At 48.0% G+C, this 20,240-nt stretch carries 20 protein-coding genes; 16 read left to right on the top strand and 4 right to left on the bottom strand.

The annotated features are described in order from the left end of the window. Positions 1–76 precede the first annotated feature (76 nt). The 7 genes from trxB (at position 77) to H1R82_RS02235 (ending at position 7,484) form a co-directional block, all read left to right on the top strand. The gene (gene trxB, locus H1R82_RS02205; protein WP_181732105.1) at positions 77–1,027 is read left to right on the top strand and encodes a thioredoxin-disulfide reductase; all 951 of its coding nucleotides are present in this window, start codon (positions 77–79) and stop codon (positions 1,025–1,027) included. Between the two features lie 127 nt (positions 1,028–1,154). Beyond that, on the top strand, positions 1,155–1,424 hold the full coding sequence (locus tag H1R82_RS02210; RefSeq protein WP_049720062.1) for a hypothetical protein: 270 nt from the start codon (positions 1,155–1,157) through the stop codon (positions 1,422–1,424). Continuing rightward, entirely contained in the window at positions 1,424–1,906 is a 483-nt protein-coding gene (cas4, locus tag H1R82_RS02215) for a CRISPR-associated protein Cas4 (RefSeq protein ID WP_049720063.1), read from the top strand. The genes H1R82_RS02210 and cas4 overlap by 1 nt, the downstream gene beginning before the upstream one ends. A 418-nt stretch (positions 1,907–2,324) precedes the next feature. After that, complete coding sequence (locus tag H1R82_RS02220; RefSeq protein ID WP_181732182.1) at positions 2,325–4,490, top strand: ribonucleoside-diphosphate reductase subunit alpha; 2,166 nt, start codon at positions 2,325–2,327, stop codon at positions 4,488–4,490. Between the two features lie 12 nt (positions 4,491–4,502). Continuing rightward, on the top strand, positions 4,503–5,546 hold the full coding sequence (locus H1R82_RS02225; RefSeq protein ID WP_244954661.1) for a ribonucleotide-diphosphate reductase subunit beta: 1,044 nt from the start codon (positions 4,503–4,505) through the stop codon (positions 5,544–5,546). 23 nt (positions 5,547–5,569) lie between these two features. After that, positions 5,570–6,004 carry a pyrophosphohydrolase domain-containing protein gene (locus H1R82_RS02230; RefSeq protein ID WP_052186687.1) on the top strand — a complete coding sequence of 145 codons (435 nt, stop codon included), beginning with the start codon at positions 5,570–5,572 and terminating at the stop codon, positions 6,002–6,004. A gap of 151 nt (positions 6,005–6,155) precedes the next feature. After that, entirely contained in the window at positions 6,156–7,484 is a 1,329-nt protein-coding gene (locus H1R82_RS02235) for an APC family permease (protein ID WP_062842986.1), read from the top strand. A 55-nt stretch (positions 7,485–7,539) separates the two neighbouring features. Here H1R82_RS02235 and H1R82_RS02240 read toward each other — a convergent pair whose 3' ends face one another. Beyond that, positions 7,540–8,724, bottom strand: a complete 1,185-nt coding sequence (locus H1R82_RS02240; protein WP_049720067.1) for a CynX/NimT family MFS transporter — start codon at positions 8,722–8,724, stop codon at positions 7,540–7,542. A 282-nt stretch (positions 8,725–9,006) separates the two neighbouring features. On the opposite strand from H1R82_RS02240, the gene nagA reads away from it, so the two are divergent. Both nagA and nagB read left to right on the top strand, forming a co-directional pair. Further along, positions 9,007–10,194, top strand: coding sequence for an N-acetylglucosamine-6-phosphate deacetylase (gene nagA, locus H1R82_RS02245; protein WP_181732107.1), 1,188 nt, complete (start codon positions 9,007–9,009; stop codon positions 10,192–10,194). A 3-nt stretch (positions 10,195–10,197) separates the two neighbouring features. Beyond that, positions 10,198–10,962 (top strand): glucosamine-6-phosphate deaminase, encoded by a 765-nt coding sequence (nagB, locus tag H1R82_RS02250; protein ID WP_181732108.1) that lies wholly within the window; start codon positions 10,198–10,200, stop codon positions 10,960–10,962. A 27-nt stretch (positions 10,963–10,989) separates the two neighbouring features. On the opposite strand, the gene H1R82_RS02255 is transcribed toward nagB, so the two are convergent. Together H1R82_RS02255 and H1R82_RS02260 are read right to left on the bottom strand one after the other, a co-directional pair. After that, complete coding sequence (locus H1R82_RS02255; RefSeq protein WP_181732109.1) at positions 10,990–11,931, bottom strand: ATP-dependent DNA ligase; 942 nt, start codon at positions 11,929–11,931, stop codon at positions 10,990–10,992. A 77-nt stretch (positions 11,932–12,008) separates the two neighbouring features. Continuing rightward, entirely contained in the window at positions 12,009–12,224 is a 216-nt protein-coding gene (locus H1R82_RS02260) for a hypothetical protein (protein ID WP_062842987.1), read from the bottom strand. Between the two features lie 337 nt (positions 12,225–12,561). On the opposite strand from H1R82_RS02260, the gene ligD reads away from it, so the two are divergent. Then, a complete protein-coding gene (gene ligD, locus H1R82_RS02265; RefSeq protein ID WP_062842988.1) occupies positions 12,562–13,464 on the top strand; it encodes a non-homologous end-joining DNA ligase in 903 nt (300 codons plus the stop codon). 68 nt (positions 13,465–13,532) lie between these two features. Beyond that, the gene (locus H1R82_RS02270; RefSeq protein ID WP_232333964.1) at positions 13,533–14,831 is read left to right on the top strand and encodes an amidohydrolase; all 1,299 of its coding nucleotides are present in this window, start codon (positions 13,533–13,535) and stop codon (positions 14,829–14,831) included. A 92-nt stretch (positions 14,832–14,923) separates the two neighbouring features. Here the strand turns inward: H1R82_RS02270 and H1R82_RS02275 are convergent, their stop codons facing one another. Next, complete coding sequence (locus tag H1R82_RS02275; protein WP_037995397.1) at positions 14,924–15,121, bottom strand: hypothetical protein; 198 nt, start codon at positions 15,119–15,121, stop codon at positions 14,924–14,926. A 198-nt stretch (positions 15,122–15,319) separates the two neighbouring features. Between H1R82_RS02275 and H1R82_RS02280 the strand changes: the two genes are divergently transcribed. From H1R82_RS02280 to H1R82_RS02300, 5 genes are all read left to right on the top strand, one after another. Beyond that, positions 15,320–15,958, top strand: coding sequence for a hypothetical protein (locus H1R82_RS02280; protein ID WP_181732110.1), 639 nt, complete (start codon positions 15,320–15,322; stop codon positions 15,956–15,958). Positions 15,959–16,078: 120 nt separating this feature from the next. Continuing rightward, the gene (locus H1R82_RS02285) at positions 16,079–16,612 is read left to right on the top strand and encodes a hypothetical protein (RefSeq protein ID WP_062842992.1); all 534 of its coding nucleotides are present in this window, start codon (positions 16,079–16,081) and stop codon (positions 16,610–16,612) included. Further along, complete coding sequence (locus H1R82_RS02290; protein WP_244954662.1) at positions 16,605–18,113, top strand: AAA family ATPase; 1,509 nt, start codon at positions 16,605–16,607, stop codon at positions 18,111–18,113. The genes H1R82_RS02285 and H1R82_RS02290 overlap by 8 nt, the downstream gene beginning before the upstream one ends. 21 nt (positions 18,114–18,134) lie before the next feature. After that, positions 18,135–19,025 (top strand): 3-hydroxyacyl-CoA dehydrogenase family protein, encoded by an 891-nt coding sequence (locus H1R82_RS02295; protein WP_309544774.1) that lies wholly within the window; start codon positions 18,135–18,137, stop codon positions 19,023–19,025. Next, entirely contained in the window at positions 19,022–20,218 is a 1,197-nt protein-coding gene (locus tag H1R82_RS02300; protein WP_181732113.1) for an acetate/propionate family kinase, read from the top strand. Before H1R82_RS02295 ends, H1R82_RS02300 begins: the two co-directional genes overlap by 4 nt. Positions 20,219–20,240: the final 22 nt, after the last annotated feature.

The following is a 20,240-nucleotide window of genomic DNA, read 5'->3' on the forward strand; positions in this document are numbered from 1 at the left end:
AATATGAAGGGATGCCGTAATTATTGAAGGTTACATATGTGACATAGATCATTGTTTTGAATAGGGGGTAAACAACATGCAAAAAGTGATTGTATTGGGAACCGGTCCGGCAGGGTTGACCGCAGCCATTTATCTGGCTCGCGCCAACATGGAACCGTTGGTGATTGAAGGACCTGAACCGGGCGGACAACTGACGACCACGACGGAAGTGGAAAATTTCCCGGGCTTTCCGGACGGAATCATGGGCCCGGAATTGATGGATAATATGCGAAAGCAGGCAGAACGTTTTGGTGCCACCTTCAAACGCGGCTGGGTGAAAAAAGTCGACTTGTCCAAACGTCCTTTTCAATTGTTTCTCGGAGAAGATGAAGTGATTGAAACGTCTGCGCTCATTATCTCGACGGGGGCAACGGCCAAATTGTTGGGAATTCCCGGCGAAAAAGAAAGCATCGGGATGGGAGTGAGCACTTGTGCGACATGCGACGGTTTCTTCTTCCGTGGCAAAAAATTGCTGGTGGTCGGCGGCGGCGATTCCGCGATGGAAGAAGCCACTTTCCTGACCCGTTTTGCATCGGAAGTCACCATTGTTCACCGGCGCAATGAATTGCGGGCATCCAAAATCATGCAGGACCGGGCACGGCAAAACGACAAGATCAAGTGGGCCATGAACCGGACACCGGTGGAAGTGATCCGTGGGGAACAAGGAGTCAAAGGATTAAAAGTGAAAAATAACGAAACAGGGGAAGAAGAAATTCTGGAAGCAGACGGAATTTTTGTCGCCATCGGGCACCAACCCAACACCGGCTTCCTTCAAGGGCAAATTGAGTTGGATGAGTTGGGTTACATCCAAGTGAAGCCAGGAACGACGCAAACCAATGTCCCCGGCGTTTATGCCTGCGGGGATGTGCAGGACCGGGTTTACCGTCAGGCGATCACGGCGGCCGGAAGTGGTTGTATGGCAGCGCTCGATTGTGAACGCTTTTTGGAAGGGAATGCCGCACAAGACTGGAGCCGGTCGCTGAAATAAAAATGAAGTGGATTCATCACCCTTTCCTTGACACATTCGACGGGGAAGGGGTGTTTTTTATTTAAAAGATACAGAAAATTTGGTAAAATATAACAAAAAGAATGGCATAAAGAAGGGGATATCCGGATTGAAAAAGAGGTGGATCACTGCAAAGGAAATCAATCAGTTTTGTTATTGTCCCGAGCAATGGAGGCTGGCCAAATTGCACCGGCAAGGGTTGGTCGAAGCCGATGAACAAAAGTTGAAAACCCAAAAACGGCTTTTTCAAAAAGGGAAGCGTTACCACCGGAAGAAAGCCGTTTCGGTGTGGGTGAAAACGAAAGGGACGGATTGGGCAGTGGCGGTGTTGCTTGTCGTGATCCTGTTGTTTGTGATTTGGACGGTGATGAATGCTTGATGGCCATGTTCCTCTCTGTTTTGCTGGTTTTCCTGTTGATTTTTTTACGGTTTTTCTTAAAATCCAAAAGAAGTTTGGTGTATTCAGACGCAACCGGTGCGGGGAAAGTTCTGGTCAACAAAAAATGGGGCATCCGGGGCAAGCCTGACGAGATCTGGAAAATGAAGGACGGAACTTATTTCGTGGTGGAATACAAATCAGGAATGTTAAAAAGGACACACCCCTATGACGGCGACCGGTTGCAATTGGCTGCTTATTTTTTGCTTGTGGAGGAAACATATCAAGCGAAAAAAATCCGGGGGGAAATCCGCTATCAAAACCGGGTGTGCAAGGTGGAGTGGACTCCGCAATTAAAGGAACAATTATTGACAGTCATTCAACAGATGCGGGAAGTGGAGCAGACAAATGAAACCCGGGTGAACATTTATATGCCAAAATGCCGGCAATGTGAATTCTACAAAGTTTCCTGCACCAAAGTGTAGAAAACGGGGGATGGGAAAAGAAGCGGACCCTTTTTTGTCCTTGGAAAATCGAAAACAAGTTTGCAACACAGACAAAACGCTCAAAAAAGAAAAAACAAAACAAATGATGAATGCCATGAATAAATGTTAAATTCATGTATTTGCAGGGATTGCAATAAAAAAACATGCCGAAAAACAAGAAATCAATCCGGACAGGGCTTTGTCAACCCCCGGGGGACCGAGCTTCTTCGAGAAAAAGGAATATCCCGGGTTGAATTTTGCTTCTCGAACGGACAGATGTCATATTAGCTTTTTTTTTGCTGTTTGGCACTATATATTGTGTTGGTTATACTTAGATAGCAACTATATATAGTATGAATGGCAGGTGTTCGTTGTGTTGAAGACGACTCTGGATCAAATCAACCCGTTTCTAAATTTGATGGATGAAGCGTGCCGGCGCTTTCCGCATTTGAATCGGGAAGAATGGCTGAGGGAAGCGGAAGCGCAATTGCACGAAAATATGACGGACAAAGAAGTGTTGCAAACCATTATTCGAACCACGGTGGAAAAAACAACGGCGGAAGAGCCGGATTGGCAATTTGTCGCCGCGCATTTGTTGGCCCATGAGTTGTACATGGAAGCGGCCCAGAACCGCGGTTACCCGTCTGCCAGGAAGTATGGCGGATTTTATCCACTGATACATACCTTGACGGAGAAAAAATTATACGGTGCTTATTTGTTGGAATCATACGAAAAGAATGAAATCGATGAATTGGAATCGTACATGAAACCAGAGCGGGATTTGTTGTTTAATTACATTGGATTAAAAGTGTTGTTAGACCGTTATCTTGTGAAGGATTATGACGGACGGATCATGGAATTGCCGCAAGAGCGTTTTATGATCATTGCCATGCATCTGGCGCAAAAAGAAGAAGACCGTGTGGGGTGGGCGAAACGGTTTTATGATGTTTTGTCCAAATTGGAAATCACGGTTGCCACCCCGACGTTGAGCAATGCGGGAAAACCCCTCCATCAGTTGTCTTCTTGTTTTATCGATACGGTGGGGGACTCGTTGTGGTCGATCTACCACACCAATTCGGCGACGGCCCAAGTTTCCAAACACGGAGGCGGGGTCGGCATCTATCTGGGGAAAGTCCGGGCCAAAGGTTCCAAGATCCGCGGGCATCATGGCGCTTCCGGCGGGGTGATTCCCTGGATCCGGAATTACAATAACACGGCGGTGGCCGTTGACCAGTTGGGAGTCCGCCGTGGGGCATTTGCTATTTATTTGGATGTCTGGCATGCCGATATTTTTGATTTTCTCAATCTCAAAACCAATAACGGCGATGACCGGTTGAAAGCCCATGATATTTTCCCGGGCGTTTGCATTCCGGATTTGTTTATGAAACGGGTGGAGGAACGTGGCGACTGGCATTTGTTTGATCCCCACGAGATCCGGGAAGTGATGGGATATTCCATCGAAGATTACTGGGGAAGCGAGTTTGAAAAACGTTACCTGGAATGTGAAGCCCGTCCGGACTTGAAAAAGCAAAAGGTTCCGGCCATTGAGATCATGAAACGGATCATGGTCAGCGCTTTTGAAACAGGAACGCCTTTCGTGTTTTTCCGGGATGCGGTCAACCGGGCCAATCCCAATAAACATCAAGGGATGATCTATTCTTCCAATCTGTGTACCGAAATCTGCCAAAACATGTCCCCGACGGAATTGATCAGCGAGGAGTTGGAAGACGGTGTCATCGTAACCAAAACCAAGCCGGGCGATTTTGTCGTATGCAACTTGTCATCGCTGAATCTGGGTCGGATTCAATCCCTTGAAGACATCAAGCGGATCATCCCGGTTCAAATGCGCATGTTGGATAATGTGGTGGATTTGAATATCTATCCGGTCAAACAAGCGGAACGGACCAATAAAAAATACCGGGCCGTCGGCTTGGGGACGAGCGGATACCATCAATATCTGGCTCAGCATCAAATTGTATGGGAGTCGGAAGAACATCTGGAAGAAGCGGATCGTCTCTTTGAAGAGATTGCTTATCAAGCGATCAAAGCGTCCATGGAAATCGCCAAAGAAAAGGGAAGCTATCCTTGCTTTGAAGGAAGCGAATGGCAAACCGGAGAGTATTTCCGGCGGCGCGGTTACACCAGTTCACGCTGGCAACAATTGCGCAAGGACGTGCAAAAACACGGGTTGAGAAATGCGTGGTTGTTCGCCGTGGCACCGACCGGATCGACCTCCTTGATTGCCGGATCGACGGCGGGCATTGATCCGGTTTATGCCAAATATTTTGTGGAGGAAAAACGGGGGGCGGTCATTCCGCTTACGGCTCCCAATTTGTCGCCTCAAACGGCTTGGTACTATAAAGAAGCCCATCGGATTGACCAGCATTGGAGCATCCGGGCTGCGGGGAAAAGACAGCGGCATATTGACCAATCCCAGTCATTTAATCTGTATATCACCCCCGACACATCGGCAAAAGAATTTTTGTCGCTGTATATGGATGCCTGGAAGCATGGGCTGAAAACCATCTACTATGTCCGGAACCAATCCATTGAAGTGGAAGAATGCGTCAGTTGTTCATCCTGAAGAGAAGGGGAAATGAAGAAAATGGAAAAATTGCAACGAAAAAAAATATTTAATGAACACGGGCAACGGGGAACCCAACGCATGATTAACGGAAACACCACCAACCTGAGAGAGTGGAACCGGATTAAATACGATTGGGCACACAAATTGTACCGGACCATGCTGAACAACTTTTGGATTCCCGAGGAAATTCCGTTGGCGGGAGACGCCAAAATGTTCGCGGAATTGAGTCCGGAAGAACGGCGTGCTTTTGACAAAACCATTTCCTTTCTCAACTTTTTGGACTCGATTCAAGGGGAGAACCTGCCGAACATCAATGAGTATGTGACGGCGCCGGAAGTTTGCTCATTGTTAAATATCCAGGCGTTTCAGGAAGAGATTCACGCCCAGTCATACAGCTATATTTTGGACAGTGTTTGTTCGCCGGAAACACGGGAAAACATTTATGATGAATGGCGCAATGATCCACGGCTTTTGGAGCGAAACCGGTTTATTGCCGATTTATATCAGCAGTTTGTGGATAACCGGAATGACAAAAACTTTGTCCGGACGTGCATGGCGAACTTTTTGCTGGAATCTCTCTACTTCTACAGCGGATTCTCCTTCTTCTATGCCTTGGCGCGAAACGGGAAAATGACCGCCACGGCAACGATTATCAAATACATTCAGCGTGATGAACTGACCCATGTGGTGTTGTTCCAAAACATGATCAAAGAGTTGCGTAAGGAAAACCCGGATCTGTTTACGTCGGAATTGATTGAAGAATTGCGGGAAATGACCCGGACTGCCGTGCAACATGAAATCCGCTGGGGACAATATATCACCAACAATCACATTCAGGGATTGAACAATGACCTCATTGACCGGTACATCAAATTTTTGGCCAATGAACGGTTGGGACGGCTGGGACTGGAAATTTTGTATCCGGAAATCACGTCCCATCCCATGAAATGGGTGGAAAGCTTCTCCAATCTCAATGCCACCAAAACCGACTTTTTTGAGCAGAAAGTGACCAACTATGCAAAAGCCGGAAACCTGGATTTCAGTGACCTTTAATATGGATAGGAAGGATTCTGACCATGAATGAGGCCTGGAGAAAAGTCAAAGCATTTCATCAAGCTTACTCGGTTCCGGTGAGCGACCAACCCGGGAAACTGTCCGAAGAACGGGTCGCCAAGCGCAAAAAATGGATGGAGGAAGAATTGGACGAGTTTGCCAAAGCTTCGACCATTGAAGATCAAGCGGATGCCATGATCGATACCATTTACCTGGCGTTGGGCACGCTGGTGGAAATGGGAGTGAAGCCGGAAGCGGTTTTTCAAATCGTCCATGAAGCCAATATGAGCAAGTTGTGGCCGGATGGAAAACCCCGTTACCGGGAAACGGACGGAAAAGTGATCAAGCCGCCGGGGTGGAAAGATCCCCAGCCGCGGATCCGGGAAGAAATCCGGAAGCAAAAAATGGAAACCACCGGCGATCCATCCGATGAACCTGCGGGTGTCCAAAAAGATTAAATGCCGGTACCAAACGCCGTCTCTTTCATAAGAGACGGTTTCTTTTTTATGGATATATTCTAAATTGAGTTACTTTATTATTTTTATACATATTCCCATCTTGATAATGTATAATCCTCTAAAAGACATTTGTCTTTATAAGGAGGACACCATGAACGCAGAACACAACAGCAATCATTTAAAAAGGGACATTGGATTTATTACGGCATTATCCATTGTAATCGGAACAGTCATCGGTTCCGGGGTTTTTATGAAACCCGGCGAAGTGTTGGCCTCTTCAGGAAATGCAAAGATGGCTTTGTTCGCCTGGCTTTTGGGGGGATTGATCACATTGGCCAGCGGACTGACCGTTGCTGAAGTGGGAGCGCAAATTCCCAAAACGGGCGGGTTATATATTTATTTGGAAGAAACGTATGGAAAGTTTTGGGGATATTTATGCGGATGGGTGCAGACCGTGGTGTACGGTCCGGCGGTCATTGCCGCATTGGGTTTGTATCTGGGTTCATTGATTGTTCATCTGTTTGGCCTGGACGAGTCATGGTTGAAAGGAATCGGGATCGGGTTTGTGGTATTGCTGATGTTGGTGAACATCACCGGAACGAAGTATGGAGGATGGGTGCAAAACATCTCCACGGCGGCCAAACTGATTCCGATTGTGCTCATTATCATCTTCGGTTTATGGAAGGGAGAACAGTCGATCTTCACCCCGGGGGCTTTCGAGCCGGAAGAATTCAGCTTTGGCGCGGCCGTGCTGGCAACCTTGTTTGCGTATGACGGATGGATTTTGGTCGGATCCGTCGCCGGGGAAATGAAAAACCCGACCAGATTGTTGCCGAAGGTGATTTTTATCGGTTTGGCGGGGGTCACCGTGGTATATTTGCTTGTCAATATGGCCCTTTTGTATGTGTTGCCTGCAGAAGATATTGTGAAGTTGGGTGAAAACGCGGCAAGTACGGCGGCAACAACGTTGTTTGGCGATTTTGGCGGGATTTTGATCACCATTGGAATCATTATTTCGATTTTTGGTTGCCTGAACGGAAAAATGATGGCTTTTCCGCGGATCCCGTATGCGATGGCCAAAAACGGCCAATTGCCGTTTTCCAAAGGGTTGGGCAAGGTGCATCCGAAATTTCACACGCCTTATGTTTCCATTATTTCACAAGCGGCGATCGCCACGGTTTTCATGCTGATCAGCGATCCGAACCGTTTGTCGGATATCTCGGTATTTTCCATTTATCTCTTTTATATTTTTGCCTTTTTTGCCGTGTTTACTTTGCGCAGAAGAAACAGCGGGAAAGAGCGGCCTTACAGTGTTCCGCTTTACCCGTTGGTGCCTCTGGTTGCCATTGTCGGTTCGATTTACATCATTGTCAGCATGCTCCGGCATGATCCGGTCGGCGGATTGGGTGCAATCTTCATTATGGTCATCGGACTGCCGGTTTATTATTTCTTAAAACGGAGAGCGACGGATCAGGTTTGATTCATGAAAAAAAGAAGGTTCACATCCTGCAGGATGCGAACCTTCTTTTTTCGTATCATGCGACATGACCCCGGCGGCCGGCCCCCAGTCCGGAAAGAATCAAACAGACCGTTGTTGCCAGCAGGAGCACAAGGGACGGAACCCATGAGCGGGTTGCATCAAAGAGATAACCCAGCAGGATCGGACCAAAGGCGGCAAGGAGATACCCGACGGATTGCGACATGCCGGAAAGATTGGCGGCTTCTTTGGCATCAGCCGTCCTCAGTGTGATCAGCGTGAGGGCCAGGCTGACGCTGGCACCTTGGGCCATCCCGATCAGGGCAATACTGATATACAGAAGAACCGGTTCGCTGGTGAACAAACCGATGATTCCCGAAAGGTGAATCAGTCCGATGGCGAAGGCGATTCCTTTTTGCTGGGAAAGCCGGTTGGCCAGAACCGGGGTGGCAAAAGTGGCCGGAAGGCTGATGAGTTGCATGACCGATACCATCCAACCTGCGGTTTCTTCACTGAATCCCCGGCTTTGCATGATGGCGGGAAGCCAGGTGATCGTGCAGTAAAACAGAAAGGATTGCAGTCCCATGAAAATGGTCACATACCAAGCAAGCGACGAACGCCACATCAAGGTGCCGCCTGTCCGGACCGGTTCCGCTTTGGCCGGCCGGATTTGATCTCTGCTTCGGACTTGGGGAATCCAGATACACAAAGCAGCAACGGCCATCCATGCCCAAAAAGAAAGAGAGGATTTCCATCCCCCGTTCAACGCATCCGCCAGCGGAATGCTCACAGCTGATCCGATGGCGGCAAAGGTGTTCATTGAAGTGGTGTAAATGCTGGTCATCCAGCCGGCTTGATCCGGAAATTTTTCTTTTACGATCCCGGGAAGCAGCACGTTTCCGATGGCAATTCCGACTCCGATCCAAACCGTGCCGAAAAAGACGGTGAACACCGTTCCGGCCGAACGGATAAGAATGCCGCATACCAGTGTGAAAAGCCCGATGAAGATGGTTCGCTCATTTCCCCACTTGCGGGATAAAAGCGGGGCCACAAGAGACAGCAGGGCAAAAGCAATCAACGGCAAAGTGGTGAGAAATCCGGCCGTTCCATTGGAGATGTTCAGATCGGCGCGAATCGAATGAATCACGGGCCCGACGGAAGTGATCGAAGGGCGTAAATTAAATGCAACAAAAACAATCCCTGCAATTAAAATGGCTTTTTTCACCGATGATGGCTGATTCATGCTGTGGACTCCTTTTTCGTTGACATTGACAAGGTGAAGATAAAAGAAAAGATGGCATGAGAGACCGCCATCTTCTTTACAAGTCGACTGGAAATATGAAAAGATAAAAGGGTTTATTGATTGGAAGATATTTTAGCAAAGATAATGCAAACTGGCAATGAAAAAGCGGCGTGCTTTATTCGGGCCGGGTATCTGATATGAACGGACATTGCCATCCGATGGACGGATGGGATGCACAGCGTTAAACTTTAGAATGACAAGCAGAACAAAGGAGTTATTCATATGAACGAAGTTACGTGGACCTTGATCAATGCAAAGATTTATGCTGAAAACGGTTTGATACCAAACGGTTTTATCTCTGTGACAAAGGATAAAATATCGGCGATCGGCACCATGGACGATGATGTTCCTCCTTCCGGCGGGTCCGTGCTGGATGTCCAAGGAAGAACCGTGGTTCCGGGAATGATTGATGTCCATATTCACGGTGCCGCCGGGGCTGATGTGATGGATGCCACGCCGGAAGCATTGAATCAAATGGCGGTTGCTTTGGCCCGGGAAGGGACAACCGCATTTTTGGCGACAACGATTACTCAGTCACCGGAGAACATTGAAAAGGCGCTGAAAAATGCCGCGGAATATATAAAGCATCATCAAACCCCGGGCAAAGCAGAATGCGTGGGGGTTCATCTGGAAGGGCCGTTTGTCAATGCCAAGCGAAAAGGCGCGCAACCGTTGGAATTTATCTTGGAACCCGATGTAAAGCAGTTTAAAAAATGGCAGGAGGCTGCCCGCGGAACCATTAAATTGGTCACATTGGCCCCGGAAGAACCGGGCGGGTATGAACTGGCTGCCTATTTGAAGGAGACGGGGGTCATTGCTTCCATCGGCCATTCCGATGCCACCTATGATCAAGTGATGGAAGGAATCGAAGCCGGTATCTCCCACGTCACCCATCTTTTTAACGGCATGCGCGGATTTCATCACCGGGAGCCCGGTGTCGCCGGCGCGGCCATGTTACGTAAAGAATTGAATGTGGAAATGATTGTGGACGGGATCCATATCGATCCGCGCAGCGTGCGGCTGGCTTACCAGCAAATCACGAGTGACCGGATTTTGCTGATCACTGATGCCATGCGTGCCAAATGCATGAAGAGGGGCAATTATGATCTGGGAGGACAAAAGGTCTTTGTCTCGGACCGGGATGCCCGCTTGGAAGACGGTACGTTGGCCGGAAGCATTTTAAAAATGAAGGATGCTGCAAAAAATATGATCGAATATACCGGGTGCACCATGGAAGAAGTGATCCAAATTACCGCTTCCAACGCGGCCAAAGAATTAAAGATGGATGATCGCAAAGGGAGTATCCGGGTCGGCAAAGATGCGGACCTGGTGGTGTTAAATCCCGACTTGGAAATTTACCTCACGATCTGCCGCGGCGAGTTTGCGTATCAACAGACACAGGAGGAATGAATGATGGAACTGGTCCGTGTACAAAACTATGAAGAAATGTGTGATCTGGCGGCTGAACGAATCATCCGGGTTGTAAAGGAAACGGAGTCTCCCGTGCTGGGACTTGCGACCGGCGCGACCCCCACCGGTGTTTATGAAAAACTGGTTTCGGACCACCGGCAAAACGGTACTTCCTACCGGCATGTCACCACCTTCAATTTGGATGAGTATGTCGGGTTGGGACCTGAGGATGCAACCAGTTATTTCTTCTACATGATGGAACATCTCTTTCGCCATATCGATATTCCTGTCGGCCAAACCCATATTCCGGATGGCTTGGCAAAAAATCCGGAAGAGGAATGTGTGCGTTATGAGCGGGAGATCGAAGAACACGGAGGCATCGATTTGCAAATTTTGGGGATCGGCAGAAATGGGCATATCGGATTTAATGAACCCGGAACCCCTTTTTCCTCCAAGACCCACGTGGTGAAGTTGACGGAATCGACCCGGGAAGCCAACCGTCCTTTTTTTGATGCGAAGGATCAGGTTCCCACCCATGCGATCACAATGGGGCTTTCGACCATTATGAAAAGCAAAAAGATTGTCTTGCTTGCCAACGGGAAGATGAAAGCCCCGGTCTTGCACCGGCTGTTTACCATGGACGAGCCGTCCCCGGAATTGCCGGCTTCCATTTTGAAACAACATCCGAATGTCACCATCATTGCCGATGAAGAGGCTTTGTCCTGGACGACCGTGGATGAGCTGCCCGGCATGCGGACCCGGCGTTAGCGGGTTTTCTGCTTGCGCCGGGGTTTTTTATTGGTCGAAGCGGCATTGGCGGGGAGGATGGGTCACGAAAGCCTGAATGCTCGGCTGTCTCAATGTGTGTCCGTGGCTCCATTCCAAGTATTCAACTTTCACCGTGATGGCCGGCTTCAGCCAAAGTGTGTTTTTCATCCGGGAAGGCGGATTGACAAAAGGCATGTTCTCCTGCACAACAGGTTGAATCATGCGGGTCAGCGTTTTCCAATCTTCGTGAGTCAATTTGCCGGTTCCTGCGCGTCCGATATACCAAAGCCGGTCCTTTTCATCATATAATCCGAGCAGAAGGGAACGGGCCACGGAATCGCGTACAACGACGCCCCCCACCACCGCAATCAAATCTTGCATATTTTTTTTCTTCTGCCAGCGGTGATCTTTCCCGCCGATGGCATAGGTGCTGTTTTGGTCTTTGAAAACGATTCCTTCCAAGCCGTGTTCTTTCACGGCTTCAAACAGCGCTTTTCCATCTTCATAAGAGGGGACGAGCTGAACAGGACCGGAAGATTCGCAGATTTCATGAAGCAACGCGGTTCTTTCCGAAAGTGGCCGGTGGATGATCCATTGGCCGTCCAAGTATAACAGGTCGAAAACCATATATGTAACCGGAACTTGTTTTTGCACGGTCAAAACCCGGTCGATATTACGAAGGCCGTCTCTTTTCATCACTTCATAAAAAGAAGGTTTCCCGTCTTTTAATGCGATGACTTCCCCGTCCAATATTGCCGATTTGGCTCTTAAGGATTGATCCAAATGCTGAAGCTCGGGATAATGAAACGTCCGTTCATTTTTTTTGCGGTTAAAAAGTTTGATTTCGTTTCTGTTCCGGTATGCCAGGATGCGGACGCCGTCCCATTTCACTTGCGCGATCCATTGTTTTCCTTGCGGGAAGTCATCCGTTGTTACCGGTTCAAACGGGATGATTGGCTTCAAATCCATGCGAAAGCCTCCTTTTTTCCTATTTTTTGCGGGTTTTAAAAAAGGACACCTCCCAATAAAAGGGAAGTGTCCTTTCGTCAATAGCCGCGTCTTCTGTCCCGGCGCCGGTCCCGGGGAAAGTAAGGAGGCCGGAAAACCGGGGAAAACGGTGGAAACAAAATCGGCGGATAGACCGGATAGAACGGGGGATAATAAGGTGGCCAGAAGGGTGAAAAAGGAGGGTAAAAACCCCGTTGTTTGGTTTCAATTTCATTTTCTTCGGTATCCATCCATTCCTTATCATGATGATACATACGAAATCTCCTCCTTAACGGGTGATGAAGTTAAAACGGGCCGAACCGTCCAAAAGGGCGGAAGAAAGGAAAAAATCCAAAATAAAAAAAGGGACGCGGGTAAATGAAGGGAGCTCCGAAAAACGGCCCCGGGAAAAATTGAGATGCATGGATGGGTTCCTGCTCCAACCCGGATGCCACAAATTCTGCAGAATCATCATGAAGCGGCTGATTGGCAGATTCCAACACGTTTCATTCCTCCTGTTTGCTCGGGTTTCAGGGTTTGTTATAAACTATGCGTTTATCACGTCCCGGGTCATTGTCCAATGAAAAATAGGCATTTGAACGGGGAGGTCACATGGCTGAAAAAGAGCGATACGTCCAAGTTGACGGACGGGAATTAAAGATCACCAATCCGGATAAAATCTGGTTTCCCGAAGCAGGGATCAAAAAGTGGGATTTTATTTTGTATTGCGCCCGTCTGGCATCCTATCTCCTGCCTTATTGCAAGGATCGTTTGCTGACAACGATCCGTTTTCCGGACGGGGTGAATCATGATTCGTTTTATCAGAAAAACGCGCCTTTTTACCGCCCGGATTGGGTAGAGACCAGCAAGGCAGGGGATATTGAATATATTTTGCTCAATAATGTCCCGACATTGATTTGGCTCGCAAACCTGGCTTGTCTGGAATACCATGTTTCTTTTCACCGGGTGGATCGCCCGGTTCCCACCGAGTTGGTGTTTGACCTGGATCCCAGTGCTCCCGGATTTGAAAAAGTGGCGGAAGTGGCGTGGTTGATCAAGGAAGTACTGGAGAAAATGGGGTTATCCGGATTGGTGAAAACCTCCGGCGCAACGGGACTTCAAATTTATGTCCCGATCGAACCGGTTTACTCTTATGAAGAAACAAGGAAAATCGGGGAATTGATCGCACATTATTTGACCGAACTTCATCCCCGGTTGGTCACGGTGGAACGCCTGGTCAAAAAGCGGGGAGACAAGGTTTATATTGATTATCTGCAGCATTGGCACAACAAAACGTTAATTGCGCCCTATTCGCCGCGGGCCGTGCCGGAAGCAACGGTTTCGACGCCGCTGGAGTGGGAGGAACTCCAAACACTTCGTTCGCCCAAGGAATGGACGCTGCTCAACATTTTTGACCGTTTGAAAGAAAAAGGGGATTTGTTTGAACCGGTTTTATCCGGTGAAAGACAACGATTGGATGCGATTCTTCAGTTTATTGAAAAACGCAAACTGTAAAAAGGAAATCGGTCGTGTTATCTTAATATTGATGTGCATTTTTACTTGAATGGTGAGGAGGAAAATGATTGAAACGGATATTCATTAACGGCACGATCATCACCCTGGTGGAAGGACAAGAAGTGATTGAACAAGGAGCCATGGGTGTGGATGGCACCGATATTACATATATAGGTCCGGTTCCGGGAGAAGACGAACTGGCTTCCTATGATGAAGTCATCGATTGCCGGGGACGCGCGATCATGCCCGGGCTTGTCAATACACACGGACATGCGGCCATGACGTTGCTCAGAGGGTATGCCGATGATCTTCCGTTACAAACGTGGCTGGAAGAAAAAATGTGGCCGCTGGAAGCCAGGTTTACAGCAAAACAAGTTTCGGCCGGAACGGCCTTGGCGGTCGCGGAAATGATAAAATCCGGGACCACATGTTTTGTGGATATGTATGACCATATGGATGAAGTGGCCAAAATCACGATGGAATCCGGGATGCGCGCCCGGCTGTGCCGCGGTTCCATCGGACTTTGCAGTGAAGAAGAACAAAAACAGAAACTGAATGAAGCCGTGCAATTCGCCAAGGATTGGAACGGACAAGCAGACGGGAGAATCACCACCATGCTGGCGCCGCATGCCCCTTACACCTGTTCACCGGATTACATCCGCCAATTTGTGGAAAAAGCGGCTGAACTTTCGTTGCCGCTGCATACCCATATGTCGGAAACCGCGAAAGAAGTGGAACAAAATGTGAGGGATTACGGTGTCCGGCCGGTGGAACATTTGCGCCGTTTGGGCTTTTTTGATCAGCCGGCGTTGGTGGCGCATGCCGTGCATGTGACGGATGAGGAGATTGATATTCTGGCTTCTTATGATGTCAAAGTCGCTCACAACCCGGAAAGCAATTTGAAGTTGGGAAGCGGTATTGCTCCCATTCCGAAAATGCTTGAAAAAGGCATCCGTCCCGGATTGGCCACGGACGGGGCGGCCAGTAACAACAATTTGGATTTGTTTGAAGAGATGCATATAGCGGCAATGATCCATAAAGGCGCTCATGAAAATTCGGTGCTGGTTCCTGCGATGACGGCGTTGAAAATGGCTACCTTGTATGGGGCGGAATGCGCCTTTTTGGAAAAAGAAACCGGATCCTTGGAAGTTGGAAAGAAAGCGGATTTTGTGGTGTTGGATTTGTCAGGGCCCCATATGCAGCCTTTGCATGATGTGGTATCGCATATTGTGTATTCGGCGAACCGGAATGATGTTTTGGATGTCTACATTGACGGAAAACCGGTCATGCGGAACCGGGAATTGCTGACCTTGGATGAAGAAAAAATCAAATTTGAAGCCAATCGGGCCATTCAGGAGATCTTATAAGAAAAAGCCGCCAATAATTGGCATCATTGGCAGCGAAAAGAGATTTGGCGAAGGGGAATAGGCAGGAGTTTCTAAGTCATACTAAGAACAAATCAAATTTCCATATCAATATCCAAATGGAAGCGCAAGGGAATGTCTGTATTTCTTTCTTGCCATTCCCGTTTTTGAGCAGCAGGGGAAGCCCATGTCTCCGCGGGTAAAAAGGTGGACAGCTGTTTCCATTCCTCTTCGGTCAACCGGTTTTGTAACTCTTTGTAAACCCAATCGGGATAAAGGGAAGGGGTTGTCATTTCCTTCACCTCCCTTGTTGGTGTTAGTATCACCGGAGATAAACCGTTTATGATTAGCACATTTTGCCCGTCTGCAAAATTCGCGGCGGACGGCTTTTGGCATGAAATGGTTTGAGAACCCGACGGTTCTTGAACCATTTTTTCTTTTCGGGATAAAAAACAAGGAAATGACGTAAGTATGTTGAAAGGAGGTGTCGCATGAAACCGTTCTGTTGCATTTTGTTGTTTTCCCTGTTGTGGTTCTGTTCCGGTTGCGGGACAGAAGCGAACAAGCCTTCTCCAGCGGAAATCAAGCGTGCGGAGCAAAGCCGGCTTCAGCAAGAACTTCAGCACCTGATCCACCGTGCGGAGCAAAAAAAGCATTACGCGTTTCGTTTGCAAATACAAAATTCCAAACAAAAAGAAGAATACAAAGGAATGCAAAATGGGGAAAATTGGGTGATTTTGGATACGCAGGAACACAAAGTCATGGAAAGAAAAAAAGAAAAGGTTTGGGCATATCATTCAGGAAAAAAGGAAGAAATGACACCGGAACAAGCCGGTTTGGTTTCGTTGAAAGACCATTTGCGGTTTATCGGACAGGTTTATGGAGAGATTGAAAAGAATCCGGACGCAAAAAGGATGAAAGTATCCGTCGATTCGGCGAAGTTAACCCGTAATTTCAAACAGCGCGTCAATGACGGGGCCGAACAAGTGTTGTTTCCGGTTTATGAAGAGATGGAAATTTATTATGAGTTGATTTACACCGGACCGCAAATGGATCTGAAACGAATGATTTTGCATGTGCATGACAAAAAGCAAGTCAAACAAACCTTGACTTATGAGATTGAGGGGTAAAGACAGCATCACCGGAATGCTGTCTTTTTTTATTGGAATGGATTGTCAATACGATCATATATAAAAAATGTTATACTTTTTATGTATTTGTGTATGTCGTTTTAGAAAGGAGCGTGGCGTGTGAAAAATAAAAAAATCATTTTCATCAGTTGCTTGGTCACGCTTGTTTTATTGTTTGGCGGTTTTTGGGGATACCAAGAGCTGCTGGTGAAAAGACCGGTTGTTTCCATGATTGAAAAACAAACCGGGATGATGCTGAGAAACATCGATGTTTATCCATCTGACATAGAAATTGAACTGGAAATGAACCGTCCCGACCAAAAGGTCTTCACAAGAAAGGCTCCGGATTTAATCCGACGGATTCAGGAAAAAAACAAGCATCGTTCTCTTCATGTGAAATGGAAAGACCGTCCCAATGAGAAGTTGCTGGTTGCTTGGGATCAAATGATCTTTGGGATCCGGGAAGGCTTGGAAACGCAAAAATATACGGAAATTCCTGAAACCATCGGGAAATGGGCGGACAAGTACGATTTGGGATACGGCGTCAAAATGAATGAAGATGCGGTTTATATTTTGCTTTATGACGGAGATCATTATTTAACCCGTGTGATGCATGTCAAATCTGCGCAGAAAGGAGGCGACAATGTTGATTAAGCCGGTTTTGGCGGGAGCGGGAGCAGCTCTCGTTATTTTTCTTCTTTATCTCGGGGTGGATCCGCTGCCGGTTTTGGTTTTGGCGGTGATCGGCGGAACGGTTTATTTTCAGCGCACCCGCATGGCGCAAAGGATAGGGAAGGTTTTTGAAAAGAAAAAAACAACATCTGTGATTCCCACCATTGATTTTGACGAGATCGGCGGACAAAACCGGGCCAAAAATGAGCTGAAGGAAGCCCTCCAATTTTTGATCGACCGCAAAAAAATCGCTCAATTTGGAATTCGTCCGATCAAGGGGATTTTGCTCACCGGTCCTCCCGGAACGGGGAAAACGCTGATGGCCAAAGCGGCCGCCCACTACACGGATTCGGTTTTCGTCAGCGCTTCCGGCAGTGAATTTGTGGAAATGTATGTCGGAGTCGGGGCGAAACGCGTTCGCTCGTTGTTTGAAAACGCCCGTTTAAAAGCAAAGAAAAATAAAAAGTCATCCGCCATTATCTTTATTGATGAAATTGATGTCATCGGCGGGAAACGGGATGGCGGCCAACAGCGCGAATACGACCAAACGCTCAATCAATTGTTGACCGAAATGGACGGGATCCGGTCCGATCAGGATGTGCAGCTCTTGATTGTGGCAGCCACCAACCGGAAAGATATCCTGGATCCGGCACTCCTTCGTCCGGGACGGTTTGACCGTCATATCCAAGTCGATTTGCCGGATAAAAACGCAAGGTTAAAAATTCTTCAATTGCACACCAGAAACAAAACGTTGCACCCGGATGTGTCATTGGAAAAAATCGCATCCGAAACTTTCGGGTTTTCCGGTGCACAATTGGAAAGCCTGACAAATGAAGCAGCGATTTACGCTTTGCGCGACAAGCAAACCGAAATCGGACAAGCACATTTTGCCTCCGCCATTGACAAAGTGCTGATGGGGGAGCAGACCGACCGGGAAGCCGGCGAAGAGGAAAAAGAACGGGTGGCGGTTCATGAAATGGGTCACGCGATTGTTTCGGAACGGGTAAGACCCGGATCTGTTTCGGAGATCACCTTGACTCCCCGCGGGCAAGCCCTGGGTTATGTGCGTCAAAAACCGGGACAGGACCGGCTTTTGTATACCCGGGAGGATCTGGAAGAAAGCATTCGTGTCTGTCTGGCCGGAGCGGCTGCGGAGGAACATGTTTACGGCCAAAAGAGCACCGGGGCCAAGAATGATTATGAGCAAGCTTACCGTTATGCCCGGCAATTGATTGAAGCCGGTCTGTCGGATCTCGGGATCATTCACCCCGAGTGGACGGACAAGCAGGCAATGTACACGGAAGCCAAGAAAATATTGGATCAACTGTATCAGGAAACTTTGAACGACATTGTGCAATTTTCTTTCATGTTTCAGGATGCATTGCGCATTTTATTAGAAGAAGAAGTGTTATCTGGTGACGATTTTCGGAAAATGTTAAAGAAATATGCTGCAAGAACTGTTAAAATAGATCAAGTTAGGTAAAAGATGAAAGGAGTACTTATTGTGGCAAGTATACAAAACATCGCAGTCATCGGTGGCGGAACCATGGGACGCGGCATTGCCGAATTGATTGCGTCCAAAGGTTTTGACACCACCATTATTGAACAAAACGATGAATTGGCCAAAGAAGCGTATGACTATATCGAGATGAGCCTGGACAAGAAATTGTCGAAATGGGGCATTACGCTTGCTGAAAAGAAAATGACCCTTTCCCGACTGCATGTCACCAGTGACATGAATGTGTTAAAAGAAGCGGATTTTGTGATTGAATCGGTTTACGAAGACATGAAGACAAAAATTCAAGTTTTTGAACAATGTGATAAACTGTGCCGTCCTGAAGTCGTTTTAGCCAGTAACACATCGACCCTCAGCTTGACGGAGATTGCGGCTGCGACCAATCGCCCTCAGAATGTGATTGGTCTTCATTTTGTGCATCCGGTTCCCCGGACACCGCTTGTAGAGATGGTGCGCGGCTTGAAAACCTCGCAACAAACCGTGGAAACCGTGATGGAGTTGCTGCCGAAACTGGAAATCAAAGGGGTTGAAGTATACGAATCTCCCGGTTTTGTCACGACCCGTCTGATTGTTCTTTTGATCAATGAGGCGATTTACACCTTGATGGAAGGAGTCGCCAGCGAGAAAGACATTGACCGGGCCATGAAAAGCGGATATCACTTCGACAAGGGTCCGTTGGAAATGGCGGACCACTTCGGTTTGGATTCGATTTTGGCGGCATTGGAGCGCCTTTACCGTGAATTTGGCGATATTAAATATCGTCCCGCACCACTGTTGAAAAAAATGGTCCGTGCCGGGCATTTGGGAGTGAAAACCGGGGAAGGATTTTTCCGGTATGATGAAGACGGTGAACGTATCGACAAGGAGGAGCAGCAATGAAGATTTTAGTCATCAACTGTGGCAGTTCGTCCATCAAATATCAGCTGTTTGACATGCAGGACGAGTCCGTCTTGGCCACCGGATTGGTTGAAAAGATCGGGACGGAAAGTTCGATTATCAAACATCAGGTGCCGGAAAAAGAAGAACTGGTGATTGCCAGCGAGATTCTGGATCACCGGGTTGGTATGAAAAAAGTGCTTGATTTGTTGATGGATCCGGAAGACGGTGTGATCAAAAGCGCTGAAGAAGTGGCGGCCGTCGGGCACCGCGTGGTTCACGGGGGAGAAAACTTCTCCAGTTCGGTGGTGATCGACAGCAATGTGCGCCGGGCCATCCGGGAAACCATCGATTTGGCTCCTTTGCACAATCCGCCGAACCTGCTCGGCATTGACGCGGCCCAGGCCCAACTTCCGCATGCCGTCCATGTTGCCGTTTTTGACACGGCTTTTCATCAAACCATGCCCGATTATGCCTACATGTACCCGCTTCCTTATGTCTTGTATCGGAAATATAAAATTCGCCGTTATGGTTTCCACGGGACTTCGCACAAGTATGTTTCGGAACAGGCTTCCAAATTCCTCGGACGTCCGCTGGATGAACTGAAAATTGTCTCTTGTCATATCGGGAACGGAGCCAGCATTACCGCTGTTCAAAACGGAAAATCGGTGGATACAAGCATGGGGATGACTCCACTGGAAGGTTTGATGATGGGAACACGCAGCGGGGATATCGATCCGGCAATCGTTCCTTTTGTCATTACAAAAGAAGATCTGACCCTTGCCGAAGTCAATTCCATGATGAACAAGCACAGCGGATTGCTGGGGATTTCCGGAATTTCCGGAGATATGCGCGAAGTGACCGAAGCCATGGAAAACGGGAATGATTATGCGCGTCTGGCCATTGATATGTATGTCTATAAAATCAAAAAGACCATCGGGGCTTATATTGCCGCCATGAACGGCGTGGATGTCATTCTCTTTACCGCCGGGGTCGGCGAAAATGCAGCATTGATCCGGGAAAGAGTATGTGAAGGGCTTACCTTCTTCGGTGTGGAACTGGATCCGGCATTAAATGCCGAACGCAGCAAAAAAGAGCGCCGGATCAGTACGCAGCGGTCCAAAGTGGATGTCCTGGTCATCCCGACCAATGAAGAATTGATGATCGCAAGAGAAACACAAGCACTGGTTCAATAAGGGATGTTCATGATAAGATGGA

This window comes from Thermoactinomyces intermedius, from assembly GCF_013912365.1.
Lineage (GTDB): Bacteria > Bacillota > Bacilli > Thermoactinomycetales > Thermoactinomycetaceae > Thermoactinomyces > Thermoactinomyces intermedius.